A 21,621-nucleotide genomic window follows, 5' to 3' on the forward strand; every position below is an offset into this window, starting at 1 on the left:
TACAATCGGCCGGTACGCAAGCATTCTTATCCTCCCCAATCATTACAAAAAGACGGGCGGATCCTTCCTTATTAGTGTTGTTGGCAAGCAGAGGTCACCCGTGGAGCAAGAAGCCTGGCAGGTATTGATTGTCGAAGACGACCAACGTCTGGCCGAACTGACCCGTGATTACCTCGAAGCCAATGGCCTGTGCGTGGCAATCGAAGGCAATGGCGCCCTGGCGGCGGCGCGGATCATCAAGGAGCAGCCAGACTTGGTGATTCTCGACCTGATGCTGCCCGGCGAGGATGGCCTGAGCATCTGCCGCAAGGTGCGCGACAAATATGACGGCCCGATCCTGATGCTCACCGCCCGTACCGATGACGCCGATCAGATTCTCGGCCTGGACCTGGGCGCCGATGATTACGTGTGCAAACCGGTGCGCCCGCGGTTGCTGCTGGCGCGCATCCAGGCCTTGTTGCGCCGCAGCGAAGCGCCGGAAGTGGCCCCGGAAAAACTTCGGCGTTTGCAGTTCGGCCCGCTGGTGGTGGACAACGCTTTGCGTGAAGCCTGGCTCAATGACAACGGCATCGAACTGACCAGCGCCGAGTTCGACTTGCTCTGGCTGTTGGTGGCCAACGCCGGGCGCATCCTGTCTCGGGAAGAAATCTTCACCGCATTGCGTGGCATCGGTTATGACGGCCAGGACCGCTCTATCGACGTGCGCATCTCGCGCATTCGCCCCAAGATCGGCGATGACCCGGAGCACCCACGGTTGATCAAGACCGTGCGCAGCAAAGGTTATCTGTTCGTTCCGGAAGCCTGCACGCTGTGAACTCGATCTTCCTGCGCATCTACGGCGGCATGTGTGCGGCGCTGGTCCTGGTGGCAGTGCTCGGCGTGCTGGCGCTGCACCTGCTCAACCAGGTGCGCAGCGAGCAATACCGTGAACGCCTGGCCCACGGCACGTTTTCGCTGATGGCCGATAACCTGCAACCCATGAACGAGACCGAGCGCCACCGGGCGTTGCTGGTCTGGGAGCGTCTGTTGGGCATTCCCTTGTCGTTGCAGACCTTCGCCCAGACCGACCTCGACCTGACCCAGCGCACCCGTGTGTTGCGTGGCCATGCGCTGGTCGAACAGACCGGCCCTCACGCAGCAAAGGTTTACCGGTTGGTCAGTGACAAGGAACAACTGGTACTCACCGGGGAAGTCCAGCAGATCAGCGAGCAACTGGCCCGCGCGACCATTTACTTGTTGGCCGATGAACTGGTGCGCTACCCGGTCGCCGAACAACCCAAACGCCTGGCGCAATTGAAAGAAGATAAAGGCTTCGGTTTCGACCTGCGGCTGGTCACGGTCGAAGAGGCCGACATGGACGAGGATCAGAGTCGCCGGGTGTCCGAAGGCGACACGGTGATGGCGCTGGGCAAGGGCGGCGATTCGATCCGGGTGTTTGCCGGCATGGTCGGCACGCCGTGGGTGCTGGAAATCGGCCCGCTGTTTCAGATGAACCCGTATCCGCCGGAATGGCTGGTGCTGATCGCCGCCCTTGGGCTGACGCTGATCGGTTTGATCGTCTATCTGTTGGTGCGGCAACTGGAGCGTCGTTTGCGTGGCCTCGAAGCCGCCGCCACGCGCATCGCCAAGGGCAGCCTGGAAACCCGCGTGCCGGCGCGCGGCGCAGATTCGGTCGGGCGTCTGGCGGCGGCGTTCAACGGCATGGCCGAGCACTTGCAGCAACTGCTGGCGATTCAGCGCGAACTGGTGCGCGCGGTGTCCCATGAACTGCGTACGCCGGTGGCACGCCTGCGTTTTGGTCTGGAGATGATCGGCTCGGCCACCACGCCCCAGGCACTGGAAAAGTACCGCGAAGGCATGGACCACGACATCGAGGACCTCGACAAACTGGTGGACGAGATGCTCACCTACGCGCGGTTGGAACAAGGCTCACCGGCGCTGAATTTCCAGCGCATCGATCTCGATGCGTTGGTCAATCAGGTGATCGAGGAACTGGCACCGTTGCGTGCGGACGTCACGGTACAACGAGGGTTGTGCCTGTCGGCCGCCGATTGTGACGATGCCTGGGTCGAAGCTGAGCCGCGCTACCTGCACCGGGCGTTGCAAAACCTGGTCAGTAACGCCATGCGCCATGCGCAGTCGCGGGTGACCGTCAGTTATCAGGTGGGGCAGTTGCGCTGCCGGGTCGATGTCGAGGATGACGGGCCGGGCGTGCCGGAAGTGGCCTGGGAGAAAATCTTCACGCCGTTCCTGCGCCTCGATGACAGCCGGACCCGGGCATCGGGCGGGCATGGGTTGGGCTTGTCCATCGTGCGCCGGATCGTCCATTGGCATGACGGGCGGGCGCTGATCAGCAAGAGCAAAAGTTTGGGCGGGGCGTGTTTCAGTTTGAGTTGGCCGCGTAATCAAGAAAAACGCTGAAGTCTTTGTTGTCAGTCAGGGACCCATCGCGAGCAAGCTCGCTCCCACATTGGATCTATGCCACCCCGCAAATCCCTGTGGGAGCGAGCTTGCTCGCGATGAGGCCCCTCGAGACACTGAAGATCTTCAGGCCTTGATGCTGACCAGGCTCAACAACTGCCCATCCTGCACCCCAAACTGCGCGTCCAATTCGGTCCCGTTACACCACTCACTGGACAAGTCCGTGAGCAGCCGCAACCGCACCTGACCGCTCTCGGTCCATTCCAACACTTCCGCATGTTCGAAATAAAAGCGCTTTTGCACGATCGGGTAGAGCGCCTTGAACAGGCTTTCCTTCACCGAAAACGTCAGGGTAACCAGCAGCGCCAATTGATCGGTCCCGCTCGCCGCCATGCGCTGTAACTCCGGCAGTGTGAGGATCTCCCCGGCCAGGCGTTCGGCCCGTTCGACATTGAGCAGGTTTTCCAGGTCCATGCCCAAGCCGCGCCAGTGGGCCTTCTTCGCAACAATTGCCGCGGCCCGGCCGGTGCTGTGGGTGATCGAACCGGTGATGTGCGCAGGCCAAACCGGTGCCCGGTCTTCGCCAATGGCCGGGATAAAGCTCAGCCCTTCCAGTTGTTGCAGTGCGGCCCGGGCGCAGACGCGTCCGGCCAGAAACTCGGCCTGACGCTTGGCCACCGAACGCTGGATGCTCGCGGGCGGCTCGATGGCGCTGCGCTGGAAGTCATCGCTGGCCAGTTGCGAGGTGTCGAAGTGAGTACTCAGCAGCACCGCATCGGGCAGCACGAACGGTAGCGGCCAATGGGCCTCAAGTGGGGTGCAGCAGACGGGTAGGGCGGGGGCGGGATTCATGGCGGGCATTTTGCCGGGTTGGGTTGCGGCTGGGTAGTGTTCACAGCAAGAACCCCAGTTGAAACTCAACCTGTGGCGAGGGGGCTTGCCCCCGTTGCGCTGCGAAGCAGTGCTAAAACCTGCAATCGGGTTTCAACTGGTAAACCGCGTTTGCTGATTTTACGACTGCTTCGCAGCCGAACGGGGGCAAGCCCCCTCACCACAGAGGTCACTGTCCCGCCCCAGTTTCTGGTGTGCTTAGCTAAATATTTTCTTGAAGAACGCCTTCATATCCGCCCACGAACTGGCATCCGCCGCCTTGTTGTAACCAATGTCCGGCCCGCCATGATCACCATGGCTCAAGCGATCCGCATCCGGGTTGGTGAACCCATGCTTGGCGTCTGCCAGGCTGACGAATTTGTAGTCGGCCCCGGCCTTGTCCATTTCAGACTTGAACGCCGCCACATTATCCGGGGTGACCATGCTGTCCTTGGCGCCATGCTCGACGAGGATTTTCGCCTTCACGCTGCCCGGCGTCGCGGGCGTGTTGGTCGCCAGTGCCCCGTGGAAACTCACCACACCTTTCAACGGCAAGCCCTGACGCGCCGCATTCAGCACCACACCGCCGCCGAAGCAGTAACCGATGGCCGCGAGTTTGTTCGGGTCGGTCTGTGGCTGTTGTTTCAACAGATCAAGCCCGGCCTGGAAACGTGCGCTGGCCACCGCGCTGTCCTTCAGTGCTTCTTGCATGAACGCCATGGCGTCCTTCGGATGCTCGGTGTTCTTGCCGCCGCCATACATGTCGATAGCCAACGCGCTATAGCCCAGACCGGCGAGGTCCCGGGCGCGGCGCTTGGCGTAATCGTTCAGCCCCCAGAACTCATGCACCACCACAATTCCCGGGCGTGGGCCTTTGATCGCGTCGTCGTAGGCGTAGTAGCCGATCATTTTTGTACCGTCGGTACTTTGGTAGGGAATTTCCTGAGTCTTGATCGCAGCCTGAGTCAGCCCGCTCAAGGCCAGTAAAACGAGGACGAAGAACATGCGCATGGTCGGATCTCCTTTTAATAAAGTCGTCAAAACAGCCTAGTCGATTTGATTCAGCTCAGGTTTAGAGTGCGTTCAGGGGGAGTTCAGGGGCCGGTCGGTAATGTAGACCCATGATCAAACGCGCCTGCGCATGAGGAAATGCCCCCAATGACTGGTCCAGCAAAACAGTCATGCCAGTGCCAATCTCACCTACAACTGCATGTCGGCCTCGCACAATGGCATTAAACTGCGTCAGGAAGACCTCATGGGTCGCTATGATCAGTTCTGCCTGGTGGATGGCTGCAAGCTTCACCTTGTCGCCATCGAGATTTGCCGTTGCACCTTTGGAGATGTTGTTTTGCCCGGGAGAGCGTTATGAAATTGCTGGTCGTCGAAGATGAAGCGCTGCTGCGCCATCACCTGCAAACCCGCCTGACGGATAGCGGCCACGTGGTCGAGTCCGTGGGCAACGCCGAAGAGGCGCTGTATCAGACCGAGCAGTTCAACCATGACCTGGCGGTGATCGACCTCGGACTGCCGGGCATGGGCGGGCTCGACCTGATCCGTCTGCTGCGCTCCCAGGGCAAGACCTTTCCGATCCTGATCCTCACCGCCCGCGGCAACTGGCAGGACAAGGTTGAAGGCCTCGCCGCCGGTGCCGACGACTACGTGGTCAAGCCGTTCCAGTTCGAAGAGCTGGACGCCCGGCTTAATGCCTTGTTGCGCCGTTCCAGCGGGTTCACTCAGTCGACCATTGTCGCCGGGCCGTTGATGCTCGACCTCAATCGCAAGCAGGCGTCACTCGAAGAACAGCCGCTGGCGCTGACCGCATACGAATACCGGATCCTCGAGTACCTGATGCGCCATCACCAGCAAGTGGTGGCCAAGGACCGCTTGATGGAACAGCTCTACCCGGATGACGACGAGCGTGATCCGAATGTGATCGAAGTGCTGGTCGGTCGCCTGCGCCGCAAACTCGAAGGTCCCGCCGGGTTCAAACCGATCGACACCGTGCGTGGCCTCGGCTACTTGTTCAACGAGCGCTGTACTTGATTCGTTCTCTTCGCGTTCGCCTGATGCTCGCCGCCACCCTGTTGGCGGTGTTGTTCATGCTGGCGTTGCTGCCGGCGATGCAGGGCGCGTTCAGCCTGGCGTTGCAGGATTCCATTGAGCAACGCCTGGCCTCGGACGTCACCACGCTGATCTCCGCTGCCCGGGTGGAGAACAACCACTTGCAGATGCCTTTGCAATTGCCCGATGAGCGTTTCAACCTCACCGACAGCCGTTTGCTGGGCTACATCTATGACCGCGAGGGGCATCTGGTCTGGCGCTCGAAGGCCTCCCAGGAAGAGATCATCAACTACAAGCCGCGTTACGACGGGCGCGGTAGCGAGTTTGCACGCATTCGCGAGGCCAATGGTCATGAGTTCTTCGTCTATGACGTCGAGGTCAAACTGCTGGGCGGTAAAAGTGCGGCGTTCAGTATCGTGGCCTTGCAGCCGGTTCGTGAGTACGAAGCCACCCTTGAAGGCCTGCGGGAAAATCTCTATCTGGGGTTTGGCGCGGCGTTGCTGGTGTTGTTGTCGTTGTTGTGGATCGGCCTGACTTGGGGCTTGCAGGCGTTGCGCCGGCTGAGCCAGGAACTGGACCAGATCGAAAGCGGCACCCGCGAAAGCCTCAGCGAAGAACACCCGCGTGAACTGCTGCGCCTGACCGGTTCCCTCAACCGCTTGCTGCACAGCGAGCGTGAGCAGCGCAGCCGTTATCGCGATTCCCTCGATGACTTGGCCCACAGCCTGAAAACCCCGTTGACCGTGTTGCAAGGCGTCAGCGAGGACATGGCCCAGCGCCCGCAGGACCGTGACCAGGCCTGGGTGCTGCAATCGCAGATCGAACGTATGAGTCAGCAGATCAGCTATCAGTTGCAGCGCGCCAGCCTGCGCAAAAGCGGTCTGGTACGCCATCAGGTGCGCCTGCGCCCGGTGCTGCAAAGCCTGTGCGACACGCTGGACAAGGTCTACCGCGACAAACGGGTGCGGGTCGCTTTCGACCTGCCGGACCCGTGTTACGTGCCGATCGAGCAGGGCGCCTTGCTGGAGATGATGGGCAACCTGCTGGAGAATGCCTATCGCCTGTGCCTGAGTGAGGTGCGCATCAGCGTGCGCGAAACGCTTAGCGGGATTGAGTTGTGCGTCGAGGATGACGGGCCGGGCGTGCCGCCGGATCAGCGGGCGCGGATTCTGCAAAGGGGTGAACGACTGGATCGACAGCATCCGGGGCAGGGGATCGGGTTGGCGGTGGTCAAGGACATCATCGAAAGCTACAGCGCCCAGTTGACTCTGGGGGATTCGGCCATGGGCGGCGCGGCGTTCCGGATTCATTTTCCGGTGGTTTGAGGTTGTTCGCGGGAATAGCCGATCCATTGTGGCGAGGGAGCTTGCTCCCGTTCGAGTGCGCAGCGCTCGCAAAATCGTGGGGCCGCTTCGCAGCCCAGCGGGAGCAAGCTCCCTCGCCACAAAAGCCAGTAAGCCAAACTGATCTCAATTCTCCTGCGCGCGATAAGCCCCAGGTGTAAGTCCAGTCCACTTCTTGAACGCCCGATGAAACGCCGAAGGCTCGGAAAACCCCAACTGCTCGGCAATCTGTTGCAACGACAGATCCGCCCGCCCCAAGTGATAAATCGCAATGTCCCGCCGCAACTGGTCCTTCAATTCCTGAAAACTGCTGCCTTCTTCGCGCAAATGCCGGCGCAAGGTCTGCGGGCTGATGTGCAAGTGCGCGGCCACCGCTTCCAGGTCCGGCCAGCGCGCACTGTCGCGGCTGAGCAAACGGCGCAACTGGCTGCTCAAGCTGTCGCCGTCATCCGGGCGCGACAACAGGTCGGCGGGGGAGCGTTCGAGGAAATGTTTGAGCGTGCGCTCGTCCTGCAACAACGGCATGCTCAGGTAGCGACTGTGAAACAGCAGGCTGCTCTGGGCCGTTGAAAACTCCTGCGGGCAGGGGAATAGCAGATCGTATTCGGCGCCGTGTTCAGGTCTCGGATAGCTGAACGTCGCCTGCTCCAGGCGAATACGCTGGCCGATCAGCCAACTGCCGAGACGATGCCAGATCACCAGCAGGGATTCACTGAGGAAGTGATCCGGGTCCCGCAACTGTGAATCGTCGAGGCTCAGGCGGATCATTTCGTCTTCGCGGGTCAGGGTCAGACGCGGCGCCTCGGGGAATAGGCTATAAAACAATAAGCCGCGATGAAGTGCTTTCTCCAGGCTGCGGCAATGGATAATCGCGTGGCACATCATGGCGAAACTGCCGGGTTTGCTCGGTGCCTGCCCGAATCCCAGGTATTCGTCGTCCAGCGCCAGCCACAGGCCCTGGATCAGCCGGGTAAATTGTTCCGGCGCGATGCGTGCCCTTGGCTCGTCGAGCAACTCGGGGCTGATCCCCAGTTGTAACAACAAGCCTGAATAATCATAACCACGCCGACGCGCGCCACCGAGGGCGGCACGGGCGAAATGACTAGCGATGGTGCGTTCGCGCATAGGAGGCAGGTCCGTCCACTAAGCGCCGGATGGTAGCCGCAGGACTTGGCGATGAACAAGGCGGATATCCGCCAAATTGTAGGACGCGGTCTGGCCGATAGGCGGAAATCCGCCACATTGCTGTAACCGGCCAGTGACAAAGAAACCCCTGTAACCCTTGATGTCAAAAGGCTTGCAGGGAATTCGGCAGAGGTGGCACGGGCTTTGCGATATATCGGGCAGATGCCTGCCGTTGAGCGGCTCGACAAAACAAATCCCTCCAGTGCAGGAGGGTTCGCAATTGAAGTGTCATGGGGCAACAGATGGATGTTGTCACGGGGCACTCTTGAGGAACTTTGCAATGACGACTCGTCAGCCACTGTACAAATCCCTGTATTTCCAGGTGATCGTTGCCATCGCCATCGGCATCCTGGTCGGTCACTTCTACCCGCAGACCGGTGTGGCCCTCAAGCCACTGGGTGACGGGTTCATCAAACTGATCAAAATGATCATCGCGCCGATCATCTTCTGCACCGTCGTCAGCGGTATCGCGGGCATGCAGAGTATGAAATCGGTCGGCAAGACCGGCGGTTACGCGCTGCTCTACTTCGAAATCGTTTCGACCATTGCACTGTTGGTCGGTCTGGTGGTGGTCAACATCGTCCAGCCGGGCGCCGGCATGCACATCGACGTGAGCACGCTGGATGCTTCCAAAGTCGCTCAATATGTAGCAGCCGGTGCTGATCAAAGCGTCGTCGGCTTCCTGCTGAACGTGATCCCGAACACCATCATCGGTGCGTTCGCCACCGGCGATATCCTGCAAGTGCTGATGTTCTCGGTGATCTTCGGTTTCGCCCTGCATCGCCTGGGTGCCTACGGCAAGCCGATCCTGGACTTCATCGATCGCTTCGCTCACGTGATGTTCAACATCATCAACATGATCATGAAGCTCGCGCCACTCGGTGCCCTGGGCGCCATGGCGTTCACCATCGGTGCCTACGGTGTGGGTTCGCTGGTGCAACTGGGCCAGTTGATGCTGTGCTTCTACATCACCTGCCTGGTGTTCGTGCTGGTCGTGCTGGGCGGTATCGCTCGCGCTCACGGCTTCAGCGTACTGAAAGTGATTCGCTACATCCGTGAAGAACTGCTGATCGTGCTGGGTACGTCCTCCTCGGAATCCGTGCTGCCACGCATGCTGATCAAAATGGAGCGTCTGGGCGCGAAGAAATCCGTTGTGGGTCTGGTGATCCCGACCGGTTACTCGTTCAACCTCGACGGTACTGCGATCTACCTGACCATGGCGGCCGTGTTCATCGCTCAAGCGACCGACACCCACATGGACATCACGCACCAGATCACCCTGCTGGTGGTGTTGCTGCTGTCCTCCAAAGGCGCTGCTGGCGTGACCGGTAGTGGCTTCATCGTGTTGGCCGCGACCCTGTCGGCTGTTGGCCACCTGCCGGTTGCCGGCTTGGCGCTGATCCTCGGTATCGACCGCTTCATGTCCGAAGCCCGCGCGTTGACCAACCTCGTGGGTAACGCCGTTGCCACGCTGGTTGTGGCCAAGTGGGTCAAGGAACTGGACACCGACGTGATGCAGGCCGAACTGGCTTCTGGCGGTCGCGGTATTGTCGACACCCGTCCTGAAGACGATCTGGGCGTGTCCGAAGGCGTCACCCCAAGCAACGTCAAATAAGACGGCTGCACTGAAAAACCCGCTTCGGCGGGTTTTTTTATGCCTGGGATTTGAGCGTAACGGTCACGACGGCTGACACATCGGGTGATTGCTGCAATGCGATTGGCTGCCTAGGCTGGAGGCATCGCTCAAGGAGTACACCCATGCCCGGTCCACTGGCATCACTCAAGGTTCTGGATTTCTCGACACTGCTGCCGGGGCCGTTTGCTTCCCTGCTGTTGGCAGACATGGGCGCCGAGGTGCTGCGCATCGAATCGCCAACCCGCATGGACCTGCTGCGGGTGCTGCCGCCCCACGACCAGGGCGTCTCGGCGAGTCATGCGTACCTCAATCGCAACAAGCGCAGCCTGGCGCTGGACCTCAAGCAGCCCGAGGCGCTGGAGGTGATCAAGCAACTGCTGCAGGACCACGACATCGTGTTGGAGCAATTCCGCCCCGGGGTGATGGAGCGCCTGGGCCTGGGTTATGAAGCCTTGAAGGCGATCAATCCGAAGTTGATTTACGTCTCGATCACCGGTTACGGCCAGACTGGCCCCTACAAGGACCGTGCTGGCCACGACATCAACTACCTGGCGCTGGCGGGGCTGGCAAGTTACACCGGCCGCGCCGACAGCGGCCCGCTACCGTTGGGGATTCAGGCCGCAGACATAGCCGGTGGCTCGTTACACGGCGTCATTGGATTGCTGGCGGCGGTGATCGCCCGGCAGCAGACGGGGCAGGGACAGTATCTGGATGTGAGCATGACCGATTGCGCCTTCAGCCTGAACGCCATGGCCGGCGCCGGGTATCTGGCCTGCGGTGTGGAACCGGAGCGCGAAGATCAGATGCTCAATGGCGGCAGTTTTTATGACTATTACCGTTCGCGGGATGGACGCTGGTTATCGGTGGGCAGCCTGGAGCCGGCGTTTATGCAGCAACTGTGCACGGTGCTGGGTCGCCCGGAACTGGCGGTCCAGGGTTTATCGCCCAAGCCAGAGCAGCAACAGGCGTTGAAAAATGACTTGAAAATTGAATTCGAGAAGCATGACTTTTCTGAGTTGTGTGAGCTGTTTGCCGGGGTTGATGCGTGTGTCGAGCCGGTGTTGAGTGTGGGCGAGGCGGTGCGGCATCCGCAGTTGCAGGCGCGGGGATTGGTGACTGAGGTGCCTCGCGGTGACGGATCAACTCAGCAGCAAATGGCTTGTCCGTTGAAGTTTTCCGAAGGGTTGCCGGCGCCCAGGTATATCGGTGCGGCGGTGGGGCAGCACACGGATCAGGTGTTGGGAGAGTTGGGGTTTAGTGCGCAGCGGATCGAGGAATTGCGGCGTGCCAAGGTGGTTGTGTAGCGCTTGATAAGACGCCTTCGCGAGCAAGCTCGCTCCCACACTGGTTCTGTGTCACGCCGAAAATCCCCTGTGGGAGCGAGCTTGCTCGCGATGAGGCCGGCATGAACACAAAAAAACCTGTTACTCGACCCGCATTTCCCCACTAAACACCAACGTACTGCGGCAACGCCGGCACAAATACCGCCGCCCCTGCCGCACCAAACTGTGCCGCTGGGCCGAAAACGGGAAATCGCTGTCGGCACACGGGCATTTGTAGATGTAGCGGGTCACGCTGCGGCGTTTGACGTCGTAGGTGTGGCAACGGTTGGGCGGCAGTTCGTAGACACCGCGCATGATCAGTTGCCACTCTTCGCCGTGGGGCTGGATGCGGTCGCCAAACAGTTGATGGGCGATCAGGTGCGCGACTTCGTGGGCCACGGTCTGCTTGAGGAAGTCTTCGGTGTTTTCCCGGTATAGCTGCGGGTTGAAGCGCAGCAGGTTCTCGTGCAAATGCGCGACACCGGCTTTTTGCCCGCGCAGCTTGAGGCTTACCACGGGGCGTTTGAAAGGTCGTTTGAAAAAGGTTTCGGCTTGTTGGTAACAGTCTTCGACGCGGGTATTGAGTTGCTCGGGCATGCTTGATGGATCTCCAGAGACGTCGAGTATGCCGCAACCCCCGGGGCTTGCGAATCGGCCAGGCGCCGAATGGTCGTTGTTCGTGCTCTTTCAATAGACATTAAAAGGCCGCCTCGCGGCGGCCTGTATTGGCAGATCTTGTTCTATTGGAGTTCTAGTTCGTGTAGACGGGACCAACGCCCAGGCCCCAGACGATCACGGTAAACGCCATGATGGCTACCAGCACCACCAACCCTACGGCGAGCACCGAGCTTGAAAACAGGAAACCCTCGTCCGATGGAATGTTCATGAAGGTCGGCAACCCCACATACAGCAGGTACACCGTGTAGCAGATGGCGGCCGTGCCGATGATCATCCCCAGCCACATGTGTGGATACAGCGCCGCCAGCCCGCCAATAAATAGCGGTGTGGCGGTGTAGGTGGCAAACGCGATGCAACGGGCCAGGCTCGGGTTGGCGTCATAGGTGCGGGCCATCCAGTGAATGAACGCGCCCATCACCGCCACACCACCGAGCATCGCCAGGTACGACATGACCGTCATCCAGATCGCGCTTTCCTGGGTCAGCATCACCGGCGCGCGGCTGCCGATGACCCAGCCGACCTGGGTGGTGCCGATAAACGCGGACACGGCAGGGATCGCCGCCAGAATCAGCGTGTGGGTGAGGTACATGTGGCTGATGCTTTCCTCTTGGTCGCCACGGATTTCTTTCCATTCCTGGTCGGGGTGGGTGAAGAGCCCCACTACGTGATGGATCATGCCAGTCACTCCTCTTGTTTTTACCATCGCCCCCCAGCGGAGCGCCTACGGGCCCAAAGTGGCCAAGTAAGTAAAGGTCTGGATATGTATGCGACCTTATGTCGCAGTATAGAAAGGTCTTAACGGCGCAGGTTGGGGGGCTTTAGAGCAAATCGCGCTGTAAATACACCTGCTAATCGCGGGCGGGTCTGTCATCACAATCCCCTGTGGGCACTTCGCCGGCGAAGCGTTTTTGCGTAAAATGCCGGCCTTTCGTCACTCCTCACGGATTTCGCGTCATGGGCACTCTTACGGTCAACCAGAACAAACTGCAAAAGCGCCTTCGCCGCCAGGCCGGTGAGGCTGTTGCCGATTTCAACATGATTGAAGACGGCGACAAGGTCATGGTCTGCCTGTCCGGTGGCAAGGACAGTTACACCCTGCTCGACGTGCTGATGCACTTTCAGAAGGTCGCCCCGATCAAGTTCGACATCGTGGCCGTGAACATGGACCAGAAGCAGCCAGGCTTCCCCGAGCACGTGTTGCCGGCGTACCTGAAAGCACTGGGCGTCGAGTATCACATCGTCGAGAAAGACACTTACTCGGTAGTCAAAGAGCTGATCCCGGAAGGCAAGACCACCTGCTCGCTGTGCTCGCGCCTGCGTCGCGGCACGCTGTACACCTTTGCTGACGAAATCGGCGCGACCAAAATGGCCCTCGGTCACCATCGCGACGACATCGTCGAGACGTTCTTCCTGAACATGTTCTTCAACGGCACGCTCAAAGCCATGCCGCCGAAACTGCGTGCCGATGACGGGCGCAACGTGGTGATCCGTCCGCTGGCCTACTGCAACGAAAAAGACATCCAGGCTTACTCGGATTTCAAACAGTTCCCGATCATCCCGTGCAACCTCTGCGGCTCCCAGGAAAACCTGCAACGCCAGGTGGTCAAGGACATGCTGCAAGAGTGGGATCGCAAGACCCCGGGTCGCACCGAAAGTATTTTCCGCAGTCTGCAAAATGTGCAGCCGTCGCAACTGGCGGACCGCAACCTGTTTGACTTCACCAACCTGCGCATCGATGAAACCGCCGCCTCGCGCTTCGTCAACGTGGTCAACCTCTGAACAAACTGTGGGAGCGGGCTTGCTCGCGAAGGCGTCCTTTCAGTCGATAACAATGTCGGCTGACACTCCGCATTCGCGAGCAAGCCCGCTCCCACAGGTGATGTATTCCAATCCTCAGGAGAGGGCATGCGCGATTACAAGTGGCTACACGAGTACTGTCTGAACCGCTTCGGTTCGGCAGCTGAACTGGAAGCCCATCTGCCGGTTCCCAAGACCCCGGCGCAATTGCGCAAGATCAGCGACGACCGCTACCTCTCGACCATGGCGCTGCGGGTCTTTCGCGCCGGGCTAAAGCACAGCCTGGTGGACGCCAAGTGGCCGACCTTCGAGGAAGTGTTTTTCAAGTTCGATCCGGAAAAAGTCGTGCTGATGAGCGCCGAACACCTGGAGCGACTGATGCAGGACGCGCGGATCATCCGCCACTTGGGCAAGCTCAAGAGCGTGCCGCGCAATGCGCAATTCATTCTGGATGTGGCCCATGAGAAGGGCAGTTTCGGCGCGTTGATCGCCGATTGGCCGGTGACCGATATTGTCGGCTTGTGGACCTACCTGAAAAAACACGGCCATCAATTGGGCGGGTTGTCGGCACCGCGCTTCTTGCGCATGGTTGGCAAAGACACGTTTGTGCCGAGCTACGACGTGGTCGCGGGGTTGAATGCACAGAAAATCGTCGACAAGGTGCCGACCAGCCAGCGGGATCTGGCGTTGGTGCAGGACGTGTTTAACCAGTGGCATGAACAGAGTGGTGGGCGGGCGATGAGCCAGATTTCGATGATGCTCGCTTATACCGTGAATCATTGAGACCGAGTCGCCCCATTCGCGAGCAAGCCCGCTCCCACAGGGGATCTGTGGTGTTCACAAATAATGTGTCCCCTGAAGATCCAATGTGGGAGCGCGGCTTGCCCGCGAAGGCGTCAGATCAGGCGATGCTGATCTCGCCCTCGCCAGCCAACTTGCGATTCAACTGAAACCGCCACCGCACATACAACAACGCCGAACAAAACACCGCCAGGCTCGCGCCCATCTCCAGCAAACCAAACAACTGCCGGTTAGGGTCATACGCGGCCAGTGCGCCTTTGATGAAATACAGATTCACCACAAAGCACATCCACGAATGCCCGCGGGCGCTGCCGACAATCATCCCCGGCGCCAGCAACAGCAGCGGCACCAGTTCGATCAGCAAAATCACCCACGGCCGTGCGCCATGCAGGTCGGCGACCAGCAGGTAGTAGGCGCACAGCAGCCCCACGAGACCGAAAAAGCACACCAGGCTGACAACCCGCATCGCCCGGACCCGAGGTTCGAGCCATTCGATCGAGGGCAGTATCTTTGGCTTCTTGGCCATGTCAGCCCTCCAGCTTCTGTGCGGTCTTCGCCAGGCGCAGGCCCAAGGCCCGGCACAGTGCGACTTCATGCTCATTCAATCCGAGTTTGCCATCAGCCCCGGCGTGATGGCTGGCACCGTAAGGCGTGCCGCCACCCCGGGTTTCCAGCAGGGCCGATTCGCTGTAGGGCAGGCCGGTGATCAGCATGCCGTGGTGCAGCAATGGCAACATCATCGACAACAACGTGGTTTCCTGGCCGCCGTGCAGGCTCGCGGTGGAGGTAAACACGCCGGCCGGTTTGCCGACGAGGGCGCCGGTCAGCCACAGGTTGCTGGTGCCGTCGAGGAAGTACTTGAGCGGCGCCGCCATGTTGCCGAAGCGGGTCGGGCTCCCGAGGGCCAGGCCGGCGCAGTTTTTCAGGTCGTCGAGGCTGGCGTACAACGCACCTTCGTCCGGGATATCCGGCGACACCGCTTCACACTCGGTGGAAATCGGCGGCACGGTGCGCAGGCGCGCTTCCATTCCCGACTGTTCAACCCCACGGGCAATCTGCCGGGCCATTTCATTGGTCGAGCCGCTGCGGCTGTAATACAGAACCAGAATGTACGGCGCGCTCACGGCAACAACTCCAGCACATTCTCCGGCGGACGGCCGATGACGGCTTTGTCGCCGACTTCCAGAATCGGCCGTTCCATGAGTTTCGGGTGGGCCGCGATGGCCGCGATCAATTGCGCTTCGGTCAGCGTGGCATCTGCCAGGTTGAGGGTTTTGTACTCGTCCTCACCGGTGCGCAGCAATTGCCGGGCGTTGATCCCGAGTTTGCCCAACAGGCTCTGCAGTTGCGCAGCGTCCAGTGGGGTTTCGAGGTAGCGGACCACGGTCGGCGTCAGGCCGCGGGCTTCAAGGAGTTCGAGCGCACCGCGGGATTTCGAGCAGCGCGGGTTGTGATAAAGCGTCAGATCGGTCATTTGCGGGTCGCATCTTGCGTAAGGTGGCGTCTATTCTAACTGTGCAGCGCGCAATCCAGAACCGTGAGAGTCGATGGGTCGCAGGCGCATTCAATTTTGAGCAAGGATCACGACATGACAAGACGATTGGCAGCGGCGTTGGCGATCATCGGGGCGTTAATGCTGGGGGGCTGCGGCAGTGACTATGGCATCGACCAGGATGGCCACAAAGTGGCGTCCGGGCGTCTCGACAAACAATGGATTGTGGTCAATTACTGGGCCGAATGGTGCGGCCCGTGCCGCACCGAGATCCCGCAGTTGAACGCGCTGGCCGAAGAGCTCAACGGCAAGAAAATTGGTGTGTTCGGGGTCAACTTCGACAATGTGCAGGGTGAAGAGCTGAAGAGCGCCAGTGAGAAACTGGGGATCAGGTTCACCGTGCTGGCCCAGGACCCGGCGGATTTCTTTGATCTGCCACGCAGTGAAGCGTTACCGGTGACTTACATCATCGATAACAAGGGCAAGGTGCGGGAACAGTTGATGGGTGAGCAGACGGCGGCGGGGGTGATGGCGAAGCTGGAGGCGTTGCAGGCAACTAACTGAACGGTGCGGTGGGAGTGATTGTTCCCACCTGTGGCGAGGGAGCTTGCTCCCGCTCGACTGCGCAGCAGTCGCAAAACCAGTGTATGCGGTGTCCCTGACGAAACGAGGGGGCTGGATTTAGGGCTGCTTCGCAGCCCAGCGGGAGCAAGCTCCCTCGCCACAGTTATTCTCCAAGCCACAAAGAGGAAGGGATCAACCCTCTTCAAGCCACCAACGCAACGGCTTGCCCTCTGCCGGCCAGAAACGCATCTGGTCGATTGGCGAGATGTCCCAGCGCTGCACGTTTTCCAGCGCTTGCAGGAAACGTTTTTCCTGCTCCATCAACGCCGGTGCGCACAGTTTGCGGGTGCTGCCCACTTTGCCGAAGCTCAGCTTGTCGCCTTCCAGGGTGTAGGGCGCAAACCAGTGGTTGCAGCCGCCATTACCGTAGGCGCGACCGTCGTCACCCAGGGTGATGGTCAAATGGCTGTAGTCCATCAACGGACGTTCGCCGATCCACTCCAGAATGTAACTGTGGTTTTGCTGCAATTGCACCGGGTCGGCGGCGCAGCCCATCAGGCTGGCGCCCGCCATCGCGGCCAGAACAAGGTGTTTCATCACGCAGGCTCCTGGCATTTCGGGCACAGGTGTTTCTCGCCGACGCTAGTCCAGCCCAGCTCGGCAATGCGCGCTGTGGCGGCAGGCTTTTCAGCCTTGTTGCCCAATTTGGCGTCGACCGCGAACTCGAAGCTCAGTTCTTTGGCGCAGCTGTCGCAATTGACCTTCCAGGTGTGGATCGCCAGTTCACCAAACACCGGACCACTGGCCACCGCGACCCATTGGCCGGGCGGGTTGATCAAGTGGCGAACGGTTTCGACGCTCAGGCGCATGGACAAGTCCTTGCTGCCTTTGAGGGTGACCACCAGGACGTCATTATTGCGAATCGAGCCGCCGTTGCCGGTGACCTGATAACGCCCCGGCACCAGGGCGCGGCATTCGGTCAGGGTGTGTTGAGGGTTCATCAGGGTGTAGCGAAAATCGTGTTCGACCATGGGTCCTCCAAATATGCGCGATATGCTAGCACGGGCATCAACGCAGCATGGCGTGGGCATGTGACCTTCGATCAGGTTCAAATCACCTGCCCAGTCATGGCACACTGCCGCTTTTGCACCCCTAAGGAATGGAAATGGCATTGACCGAGTGTTATGAATGCAAAAGGAGCATCAGCTCTGAAACACTATCGTGCATTCACTGCGGCGCTCCAGCAGCGGCCAGGCAAGCGAACACCTCCCGGGCAGCGCCTATTTCATTCGGACAACTGCCGCGCGATGAGCATGTCCCTGAGGTGTCGACGGTTGTTGTCGAACCTGAACCGACGGTCGAGCCAGCGCCCGAGATTCCAGAAATTCCACTTCCCGTCTCCCGGCACAGGCGTCGGGGCGCGCCGGTGAATGCGCCATCGACCGACCCGTGGCCACGTCCGGTGGAAGGTTGGCTGAAGATCATGGCGTTTTTACTACCACCGTTTTTTGTCTGGTTTTTGCTGCGCCGCGGGCATTCCCTGCACCAGCGCTTGATCGGCTTCGGCTGGCTGGGATTGTTGATCCTGGCGTCCTCGATCGGCCCCAAGCCCTGAGCATCATTAACCTTCGATTTGATTTTGCGGCGCCCCGGCCGACCAGGCAGCGATGTTCTGCAAGGTCGTCGCGGCAATCGCGCCAAGGGCTTCGCGGGTCAGGAAGGCCTGGTGCGCAGTGACGATGACGTTGGGGAAGGTCAGCAGCCGCGCCAGTACATCGTCTTGCAGCGGCAAGTCCGAGCGATCCTCGAAAAACAGCTGCGCCTCTTCTTCATAGACATCCAGCCCCAGATAGCCCAGTTGTCCGTCTTTCAAGGCGTCGATCAGTGCCGGGGTGTCAACCAGGCCACCGCGTCCGGTGTTGATCAGCATCGCTCCCGGTTGCATGTGGGCCAGTGACTGACGGTTGATCAAGTGCTTGCTCTGCTCATTGAGCGGGCAGTGCAGGCTGATGATCTGCGACTCGGCCAACAATTGCGGCAAACTCAGGTAACGCGCGCCGAGGGCTTCGACTTGTGGATTCGGGAACGGATCGTAGGCCAGCAACTGGCAACCAAACCCGTTCATGATTTTGGCGAACGTCGCGCCGATCTGCCCGGTGCCGACCACACCGACAGTCTTGCCCACCAAGTCGAAGCCGGTCAGCCCGTGCAAGCTGAAATCCCCTTCGCGGGTGCGGTTGTAGGCGCGATGCAAGCGACGGTTAAGCGCCAGGATCAGCGCCACTGCGTGTTCGGCCACGGCGTGGGGTGAATAGGCAGGCACCCGCACGATGGCCAGGCCCAGGCGTTTCGCCGCGACCAGGTCGACATGGTTGTAACCGGCGGAACGGAGGGCGATCAGGCGGGTGCCGCCAGCCGCGAGATGTTCGAGCACCGGGGTGCTGAGGTCATCATTGATGAAGGCGCACACCACCTCGTGATGCTCGGCCAATGCCACGGTGTCGAGGCTCAAACGTGCCGATTGAAACTGCAACTCGATGCCGGCGGGCAAGTCGGCGGCGAGGAAGCTGTCGCGGTCGTAGCCCTGGCTGCTGAAAAGAATGGTGCGCATCGTGTCCTCCTGGAAATGTCCCTGCAACATCTTAGCCGTGATGGCGTCAGGTGTTATTGCGCTGGGTCAGGCGCTGATACGCGCCTGCGCGGCCAGGCGATTGATCGAGCGCTCCAGTTCTTCAAGTGCCGCCGCAGCTTTCGGGTCCTGTTGCTTGAGCAGCGTTTCACTGCGCTGGCAGGCCGCACGCAATTGCGGTACGCCGCAGTAACGCGTGGCCCCGTGCAGGCGATGGACCCGTTCGATCAAGGCGTTCTGGTCGTTGGCTTCGCGGGCGACGCGAATCGCCTCGCGATCGGCTTCCAGCGAAGCCAGCAGCATCGCCAGCATGTCCGCCGCCAGATCCGCCTTGCCGGCAGCCAGACGCAAGCCTTCTTCGTGATCGAGCACCTGCAAGTCGCTGGCACCATGGCTGTCACTGGAGCGCTCCGGCGCCTGATTACGCAGCGCCAGGCCGGTCCACTTCAGCACCACTTGGGCCAGTTGCCGTTCGCTGATGGGTTTGGTCAGGTAATCGTCCATACCGCTTTGCAGCAGCGCACGTTTTTCGTTGGCCATAGCGTGGGCGGTGAGGGCGACAATCGGCAGCGGCGTGCAATGCCGTTCGCTTTCCCACTGACGAATCGCTTCGGTGCTTTGACGCCCATCCATGCCGGGCATCTGCACGTCCATCAGCACCAGATCGAAGGTTTCGTTCTGCACCGCTTTGACCGCGGCGTAACCGCTTTCGACGGCGAGCACTTTGGCGCCCATGTCTTCGAGCAGGGTTTGCACCAGCAGCAGGTTGGCCGGGTTGTCGTCGACGCAAAGGACCTTCGGCGCCCGGCTCGACACCGGTTCGCCGGGCTCGCTGCGCTGCTGGCGCGGGTTGACCAGATCAGACAAGGCCCGACGCAGTTTGCGGGTGCAGGCGGGTTTGGCCTGGAGCTGGCTGTGAGGGTTGGGTACCGAGAGGTGGAACAGCGTCTGCTCGGTGGTCGGGCACAGCACCAGGACTTTGCAGCCCAGGTGTTCGAGGTCCCAGATGTGCTGGTTGAGGCGCTCCGGCGGCATGTCGTTGCTGGTGATGCCAAGCACCGCCAGATCGATTGCCTGCTCGGTCTGATGGGCGCCGGTGACGCCATTGGTCAGGCTTTCCAGCGTATTGAACGGCGTGACTTCCAGGCCGCAATCTTCCAGTTGATGCTGCAACGCCTGGCGGGCCAGTTCATGGTTTTCCAGCACCGCCACGCGACGCCCGAGCAACGGCGGGCCGGGCAGGTCCTCGGCGTCGTCGCGGGTTTTCGGCAGGCTCAGGCTGATCCAGAATTCCGAACCTTCACCCGGTGTACTGTCGACGCCAATCTCGCCGCCCATCTGTTCGATCAGGCGCTTGGAAATCACCAGCCCCAAACCGGTGCCGCCGGGCTGGCGCGACAGCGAGTTATCGGCCTGGCTGAATGCCTGGAACAGGGCGCGCACGTCCTGGTTCGACAGGCCGATGCCGGTGTCCTGAATGCTGATGCGCAGTTGCACGCTGTCTTCGTGCTCTTCTTCAAGCATGGCCCGGGCGACGATGGTGCCTTCGCGGGTGAACTTGATCGCGTTGCTGACCAGGTTGGTCAGAATCTGTTTGAGCCGCAGCGGATCGCCGACCAGCGACAGGGGAGTGTCGCGATAGACCAGACTCACCAGTTCCAGCTGTTTGGCGTGGGCGGCCGGAGCGAGGATGGTCAGGGTGTCTTGCAGCAAGTCGCGCAGGTTGAACGGAATATTGTCGAGCACCAGTTTGCCGGCCTCGATTTTCGAGAAATCGAGGATCTCGTTGATGATCCCCAGCAGGCTGTCGGCGGACTTTTCGATGGTGCCCAGATAGTCGAGCTGGCGCGGGGTCAGCTCGCTTTTTTGCAACAGGTGCGTGAAGCCGAGAATGCCGTTGAGCGGCGTGCGGATTTCGTGGCTCATGTTGGCCAGGAACTCGGATTTGATCCGGCTCGCTTCCAGGGCTTCCTTGCGCGCCAGGTCCAGCTCGATGTTCTGGATTTCGATGGTTTCCAGGTTCTGGCGCACGTCTTCGGTGGCCTGGTCGACGCTGTGTTGCAATTCTTCCTGGGCGTTTTGCAGGGTGCCGGCCATGCGGTTGATGCCCGACGCCAGTTCATCCAGTTCCTGGCTGCCGAGGGGCGGCAAGCGGGTTTCCAGATGACCGTCCTTGAGTTGTGCCACTGCCAGTTTGATCTGGCTGATCGGCCGATTGATGGTCCGGCCCATGCGCAGAGCCAGCAACGCCGCACCGGCCAGGCCGGCGCCGATCAACAGCAGGCTGGCGAACAGGCTGCGGTAACCGCGCAGCAGCATGCCGTTGTGGGACAGTTCGAGTTCGACCCAGCCCAACAGGCGATCAGCTTCGTCGGGAATCACGTCGCCAGCCAGATTGCGATGCTTGCCGAACACCGGCAGCAAGTAGCGGGTCGCGTCGTTACCGCTGCGGCGTAGCATCTGCGAGCCGTTGCCGGTCGGTGCCGCATTGAGCATGGTCGGGCCCGCGTGGGCCAACGGTGTACGGTCGGGCGCGAGGAAGGTCACCGCGCGCACATCGGTCTGTTCCAGCGACTGGGTGGCGATGCGCTCCAGCAACTCGGTGTTTTTGTGGCCCATGGCCGGGGCAACCAGCGGTGCAAGTTGTTCGGCGATCATCTCGCCGCGCTGCATGAGTTGGGTTTGCAGGTCCGATTGCTGCATCCAGGTGAAATAGCCGCCCAGCACCAACGCCATCAGGCTGGTTGGAAGCAAGGTCAGCAACAGCACGCGGCCTTTAATTCCCAGTTTCTTGAGCACGCAACTCTCCTGCATCCCGCGAT

22 protein-coding genes are annotated in these 21,621 nt (G+C 60.5%); 10 read left to right on the plus strand and 12 right to left on the minus strand.

Annotation, left to right across the window (positions count from 1 at the left end):
* The first annotated feature begins 100 nt into the window (after nucleotides 1-100).
* Complete coding sequence (locus AC1MEW_RS11345; RefSeq protein ID WP_201205898.1) at nucleotides 101-814, plus strand: winged helix-turn-helix domain-containing protein; 714 nt, start codon at nucleotides 101-103, stop codon at nucleotides 812-814.
* The gene (locus AC1MEW_RS11350) at nucleotides 811-2,421 is read left to right on the plus strand and encodes an ATP-binding protein (RefSeq protein ID WP_201254924.1); all 1,611 of its coding nucleotides are present in this window, start codon (nucleotides 811-813) and stop codon (nucleotides 2,419-2,421) included. Before AC1MEW_RS11345 ends, AC1MEW_RS11350 begins: the two co-directional genes overlap by 4 nt.
* 126 nt (nucleotides 2,422-2,547) lie before the next feature.
* Here the strand turns inward: AC1MEW_RS11350 and AC1MEW_RS11355 are convergent, their stop codons facing one another.
* Nucleotides 2,548-3,273 (minus strand): 4'-phosphopantetheinyl transferase family protein, encoded by a 726-nt coding sequence (locus tag AC1MEW_RS11355; protein ID WP_480426281.1) that lies wholly within the window; start codon nucleotides 3,271-3,273, stop codon nucleotides 2,548-2,550.
* A gap of 237 nt (nucleotides 3,274-3,510) precedes the next feature.
* Nucleotides 3,511-4,302 carry a dienelactone hydrolase family protein gene (locus tag AC1MEW_RS11360; RefSeq protein ID WP_201205892.1) on the minus strand — a complete coding sequence of 264 codons (792 nt, stop codon included), beginning with the start codon at nucleotides 4,300-4,302 and terminating at the stop codon, nucleotides 3,511-3,513.
* Between the two features lie 354 nt (nucleotides 4,303-4,656).
* Between AC1MEW_RS11360 and AC1MEW_RS11365 the strand changes: the two genes are divergently transcribed.
* The gene (locus AC1MEW_RS11365; protein WP_201205890.1) at nucleotides 4,657-5,334 is read left to right on the plus strand and encodes a response regulator transcription factor; all 678 of its coding nucleotides are present in this window, start codon (nucleotides 4,657-4,659) and stop codon (nucleotides 5,332-5,334) included.
* On the plus strand, nucleotides 5,331-6,677 hold the full coding sequence (locus AC1MEW_RS11370; RefSeq protein WP_201205888.1) for an ATP-binding protein: 1,347 nt from the start codon (nucleotides 5,331-5,333) through the stop codon (nucleotides 6,675-6,677). The genes AC1MEW_RS11365 and AC1MEW_RS11370 overlap by 4 nt, the downstream gene beginning before the upstream one ends.
* Nucleotides 6,678-6,821: 144 nt before the next feature.
* On the opposite strand, the gene AC1MEW_RS11375 is transcribed toward AC1MEW_RS11370, so the two are convergent.
* Nucleotides 6,822-7,820 (minus strand): AraC family transcriptional regulator, encoded by a 999-nt coding sequence (locus AC1MEW_RS11375; RefSeq protein WP_201254926.1) that lies wholly within the window; start codon nucleotides 7,818-7,820, stop codon nucleotides 6,822-6,824.
* A 340-nt stretch (nucleotides 7,821-8,160) separates the two neighbouring features.
* Here AC1MEW_RS11375 and AC1MEW_RS11380 point away from each other — a divergent pair, with 340 nt between their 5' ends.
* Nucleotides 8,161-9,495, plus strand: a complete 1,335-nt coding sequence (locus AC1MEW_RS11380; protein ID WP_201205884.1) for a dicarboxylate/amino acid:cation symporter — start codon at nucleotides 8,161-8,163, stop codon at nucleotides 9,493-9,495.
* Nucleotides 9,496-9,638: 143 nt separating this feature from the next.
* Entirely contained in the window at nucleotides 9,639-10,820 is a 1,182-nt protein-coding gene (locus AC1MEW_RS11385) for a CaiB/BaiF CoA transferase family protein (RefSeq protein WP_201205883.1), read from the plus strand.
* 120 nt (nucleotides 10,821-10,940) lie between these two features.
* Here AC1MEW_RS11385 and AC1MEW_RS11390 read toward each other — a convergent pair whose 3' ends face one another.
* A complete protein-coding gene (locus tag AC1MEW_RS11390; RefSeq protein ID WP_201205881.1) occupies nucleotides 10,941-11,435 on the minus strand; it encodes a SprT family zinc-dependent metalloprotease in 495 nt (164 codons plus the stop codon).
* 154 nt (nucleotides 11,436-11,589) lie between these two features.
* On the minus strand, nucleotides 11,590-12,192 hold the full coding sequence (locus AC1MEW_RS11395) for a Yip1 family protein (RefSeq protein WP_201205879.1): 603 nt from the start codon (nucleotides 12,190-12,192) through the stop codon (nucleotides 11,590-11,592).
* 278 nt (nucleotides 12,193-12,470) lie between these two features.
* Between AC1MEW_RS11395 and ttcA the strand changes: the two genes are divergently transcribed.
* On the plus strand, nucleotides 12,471-13,295 hold the full coding sequence (gene ttcA, locus AC1MEW_RS11400) for a tRNA 2-thiocytidine(32) synthetase TtcA (protein WP_201205877.1): 825 nt from the start codon (nucleotides 12,471-12,473) through the stop codon (nucleotides 13,293-13,295).
* Nucleotides 13,296-13,421: 126 nt separating this feature from the next.
* Nucleotides 13,422-14,096: a DNA-3-methyladenine glycosylase I gene (locus AC1MEW_RS11405; RefSeq protein ID WP_201205875.1), complete on the plus strand. Its 675-nt coding sequence runs from the start codon at nucleotides 13,422-13,424 to the stop codon at nucleotides 14,094-14,096.
* A gap of 118 nt (nucleotides 14,097-14,214) precedes the next feature.
* Here AC1MEW_RS11405 and AC1MEW_RS11410 read toward each other — a convergent pair whose 3' ends face one another.
* Genes AC1MEW_RS11410 through arsC form a run of 3 tightly spaced genes read right to left on the minus strand, consistent with a single transcriptional unit; the run spans nucleotide 14,215 to nucleotide 15,588 of the window.
* Nucleotides 14,215-14,640, minus strand: a complete 426-nt coding sequence (locus AC1MEW_RS11410) for a DUF2069 domain-containing protein (protein ID WP_480426286.1) — start codon at nucleotides 14,638-14,640, stop codon at nucleotides 14,215-14,217.
* A gap of 1 nt (nucleotide 14,641) precedes the next feature.
* On the minus strand, nucleotides 14,642-15,238 hold the full coding sequence (gene wrbA / locus AC1MEW_RS11415; protein WP_201191627.1) for an NAD(P)H:quinone oxidoreductase: 597 nt from the start codon (nucleotides 15,236-15,238) through the stop codon (nucleotides 14,642-14,644).
* On the minus strand, nucleotides 15,235-15,588 hold the full coding sequence (arsC, locus tag AC1MEW_RS11420; RefSeq protein ID WP_201205872.1) for an arsenate reductase (glutaredoxin): 354 nt from the start codon (nucleotides 15,586-15,588) through the stop codon (nucleotides 15,235-15,237). Before arsC ends, wrbA begins: the two co-directional genes overlap by 4 nt.
* A 114-nt stretch (nucleotides 15,589-15,702) precedes the next feature.
* Between arsC and AC1MEW_RS11425 the strand changes: the two genes are divergently transcribed.
* Nucleotides 15,703-16,170, plus strand: coding sequence for a TlpA family protein disulfide reductase (locus AC1MEW_RS11425; protein ID WP_480426289.1), 468 nt, complete (start codon nucleotides 15,703-15,705; stop codon nucleotides 16,168-16,170).
* 192 nt (nucleotides 16,171-16,362) lie between these two features.
* Here the strand turns inward: AC1MEW_RS11425 and AC1MEW_RS11430 are convergent, their stop codons facing one another.
* Both AC1MEW_RS11430 and AC1MEW_RS11435 read right to left on the minus strand, forming a co-directional pair.
* Complete coding sequence (locus AC1MEW_RS11430) at nucleotides 16,363-16,767, minus strand: META domain-containing protein (protein WP_201205868.1); 405 nt, start codon at nucleotides 16,765-16,767, stop codon at nucleotides 16,363-16,365.
* Nucleotides 16,767-17,201, minus strand: a complete 435-nt coding sequence (locus AC1MEW_RS11435) for a hypothetical protein (RefSeq protein ID WP_201205866.1) — start codon at nucleotides 17,199-17,201, stop codon at nucleotides 16,767-16,769. The genes AC1MEW_RS11430 and AC1MEW_RS11435 overlap by 1 nt, the downstream gene beginning before the upstream one ends.
* Nucleotides 17,202-17,335: 134 nt before the next feature.
* Between AC1MEW_RS11435 and AC1MEW_RS11440 the strand changes: the two genes are divergently transcribed.
* Complete coding sequence (locus tag AC1MEW_RS11440) at nucleotides 17,336-17,785, plus strand: hypothetical protein (protein WP_201254927.1); 450 nt, start codon at nucleotides 17,336-17,338, stop codon at nucleotides 17,783-17,785.
* Nucleotides 17,786-17,791: 6 nt separating this feature from the next.
* On the opposite strand, the gene AC1MEW_RS11445 is transcribed toward AC1MEW_RS11440, so the two are convergent.
* On the minus strand, nucleotides 17,792-18,781 hold the full coding sequence (locus AC1MEW_RS11445) for a 2-hydroxyacid dehydrogenase (protein ID WP_322269353.1): 990 nt from the start codon (nucleotides 18,779-18,781) through the stop codon (nucleotides 17,792-17,794).
* Between the two features lie 66 nt (nucleotides 18,782-18,847).
* Nucleotides 18,848-21,598, minus strand: a complete 2,751-nt coding sequence (locus AC1MEW_RS11450; RefSeq protein WP_201205861.1) for a response regulator — start codon at nucleotides 21,596-21,598, stop codon at nucleotides 18,848-18,850.
* Nucleotides 21,599-21,621 lie beyond the last annotated feature (23 nt).

The organism is Pseudomonas sp. ASL4 (assembly GCF_056680395.1).